The sequence below is a fragment of the Sphingobacterium sp. 40-24 genome, assembly GCF_001899705.1.
In the GTDB taxonomy this organism is placed as follows: Bacteria; Bacteroidota; Bacteroidia; order Sphingobacteriales; family Sphingobacteriaceae; genus Sphingobacterium; species Sphingobacterium multivorum.
This window is the reverse complement of the sequence record NZ_MKWH01000045.1, coordinates 1-2,300: the sequence shown is the minus strand read 5'-3', so window position 1 is coordinate 2,300 and position 2,300 is coordinate 1. Positions and strand designations below refer to the sequence as shown.

Annotated in this window: 4 protein-coding genes; all 4 read left to right on the top strand. The window is 44.8% G+C overall.

Annotated elements, in window-relative coordinates:
• Window positions 1–88 precede the first annotated feature (88 nt).
• From BGP15_RS17930 to BGP15_RS17915, 4 genes are read left to right on the top strand one after another with little or no spacing between them, the layout of a single operon-like run.
• Window positions 89–613 carry a DUF305 domain-containing protein gene (locus BGP15_RS17930; RefSeq protein WP_286709897.1) on the top strand — a complete coding sequence of 175 codons (525 nt, stop codon included), beginning with the start codon at window positions 89–91 and terminating at the stop codon, window positions 611–613.
• Window positions 614–638: 25 nt separating this feature from the next.
• Entirely contained in the window at window positions 639–1,064 is a 426-nt protein-coding gene (locus tag BGP15_RS17925; protein WP_286709898.1) for a hypothetical protein, read from the top strand.
• A 23-nt stretch (window positions 1,065–1,087) separates the two neighbouring features.
• Window positions 1,088–1,666 (top strand): DUF3347 domain-containing protein, encoded by a 579-nt coding sequence (locus BGP15_RS17920; RefSeq protein WP_286709899.1) that lies wholly within the window; start codon window positions 1,088–1,090, stop codon window positions 1,664–1,666.
• 1 nt (window position 1,667) lies between these two features.
• Window positions 1,668–2,123, top strand: coding sequence for a heme-binding domain-containing protein (locus BGP15_RS17915; protein ID WP_286770357.1), 456 nt, complete (start codon window positions 1,668–1,670; stop codon window positions 2,121–2,123).
• Window positions 2,124–2,300: the final 177 nt, after the last annotated feature.

Below are 2,300 nucleotides of genomic sequence, written 5' to 3'. Positions count from 1 at the left end.
AGGAAATCAAAAACCCTTACTACGGTTCTAAAATGCTGACCTGCGGTAAGGTGGAAAAAACAATTAACAGCAAATAAATTTCGGGGTTATGGAAAATATGCAAAACAGTCACCATGCGGGTCATGCCTCGGAGCATGGCACGCACAATCCAAAACATGCTTCGGGCATGTACAAACGCTTTGCGGTGATGGCTGTCGCCATGTTCGCAGTGATGTATTTTATCATGTACGCCATGATTGACGGGTGGCAGAACCTGATACCCAATATCAATAACCTGTACATGACCCTGCTGATGACCTCGGCAATGCTGCTTATCGAATTAGCGATAATGAAAGTGATGTACCCCAACGGAAAGATGAATTGGTCGATAGCCATCATCTCGGTTGCCGTTGGCATCTTTTCATGGTTTGGTATCAGGGAACAAATCAATGTCGGGGACAAGCAGTTTGCAAAGGGTATGATACCCCATCACGCAGCAGCCATCTTGATGTCCAAAAAGGCAAACCTGACCGACCCGGAACTGATAGAGCTGCAAAAAAACATACTTAAAACCCAAGCGGAAGAAATTGAACTGATGAAGCGCAAGCTAAAAGAGTTTGAAGAAAGTAAATAATAAAATTTCAAAAAACAGTTTCGACATGAGCAAAATAATAATTGGCTTTATTTCCTTATCAGCCCTGCTATTCACCGCTTGCGGGCAGGCAGGGTCAAATAAGGATGAAGCGGAACAGCATCATTCGCAGGCAACTCCGGAAAGCCACGGGCATAGTACCCAAATGGGTGAATTGGTTCCATCGGATGAAGTCTGCATGGTCAACGATGCCTATATGGGCAAAAAGCAGTTTGACGTAAAATTTGGCGGTAAAACCTACTACGGATGCTGCGAAATGTGCAAGGAGCGCATTCCAAACGATGCCAGCGTGCGGATGGCGATAGACCCCTATTCTCATAAGCAGGTAGACAAGGCTCTTGCGGTGATTGCCGTTACGGGAAACAACGGTGAAGTATCCTACTTTGAAAGCAGGGATAACTACACCAATTATTTAAAAAAGCAAAAACAGTAATTAACTTTTAAAATTAACTAACGATGAAATATGTAATCTCAACAGTTCTTGGTATCGCCGTATTTATATTATCGGCATGTAACGGCAATTCGGAAAAGAAGAACAGTTCTGCCGAAACCCATACGGACACTACGGCACACGCCAATCATACTGCAAGCGAAGAGCCGACCATACCGGGTCTGTTTGGGCAGTATGGGAAGTTGGTGTCCGCTCTTTCTTCAGATGATGACAAGGAGGCGGTATTTGCGGCGCAGGGCTTGGTAAAGACACTTTACAGCATGGATACGACCAGTTTTAATGCAGAGCAGCTAAAGGCTTATAAGGACATCTCCCCGAGCATCGAGGAAAATGGCGTGCATATAGCCGCCAATTTGGGCAACATCCAACACCAAAGGGAACACCTTGTCATGTTGGGCGAAGACTTTTACGATTTGGCCAAATCATTCGATTTGGGCAAGCCCGTATATAAGATAGCCTGTCCCAAATTTAACGATGGAAAAGGGGCATTTTGGTTAAGCGAAACAAAGGAAATCAAAAACCCGTACTACGGTGCTAAGATGCCGGGCTGTGGCTCTGTAACGGAAACTATCACAAAGAACTGATATGTCCTTAAAAAAGAAAATCATATTGGGACTGGCTGTTATCCTCATCGGCATACAGTTCTTTCAGCCGTTACGGAACCAGTCGGATGAAGTGCCAGCCACCCATATCGAAAGGGTGTACGCCGTACCCCAAAATGTAAAGGCTATCCTTGTCCAGTCCTGTTATGACTGCCATAGCAACAATACCCGTTACCCGTGGTACAGCCGTATCCAGCCCGGAGCATGGTACATGGCAGGGCATATCAAAAAGGGCAAAGAGGAACTCAACTTTAGCGAATTTGGCGAATATTCTGCCCGCAGGCAGCGTAACAAGTTCAGGGCTATGGCGGGGCAGGTCAAGGACGGGGAAATGCCTTTGTCGTCATACACACTCATCCATCGCAATGCAGTATTATCACCGGAGGATAAGCAGGTTTTGATGGCGTGGTTTGGCACAATGGAAGACAGCATTAAATAAAAGCATTAAATAAAATTTTTCAACTAATGAACAGATATAAAAAAATACCCATAAGAATACTGCAAACAGTGCTGATACTGCTTTGCACCCAAACGTTGTTTGCACAGAAAGTAGTGCATTACGACCTGTATGTAAAAGATACCCTTGTCAACTATGCAGGTAAGCAAAAAAGAGCGA

What these genes read in the sequence shown, in the direction of transcription:
- BGP15_RS17930 (WP_286709897.1), top strand. Translation starts at nt 89, where the DNA reads ATGGAAAATATGCAAAACAGTCACCATGCGGGTCATGCCTCGGAGCAT.
- BGP15_RS17925 (WP_286709898.1), top strand. Translation starts at nt 639, where the DNA reads ATGAGCAAAATAATAATTGGCTTTATTTCCTTATCAGCCCTGCTATTC.
- BGP15_RS17920 (WP_286709899.1), top strand. Translation starts at nt 1,088, where the DNA reads ATGAAATATGTAATCTCAACAGTTCTTGGTATCGCCGTATTTATATTA.
- BGP15_RS17915 (WP_286770357.1), top strand. Translation starts at nt 1,668, where the DNA reads ATGTCCTTAAAAAAGAAAATCATATTGGGACTGGCTGTTATCCTCATC.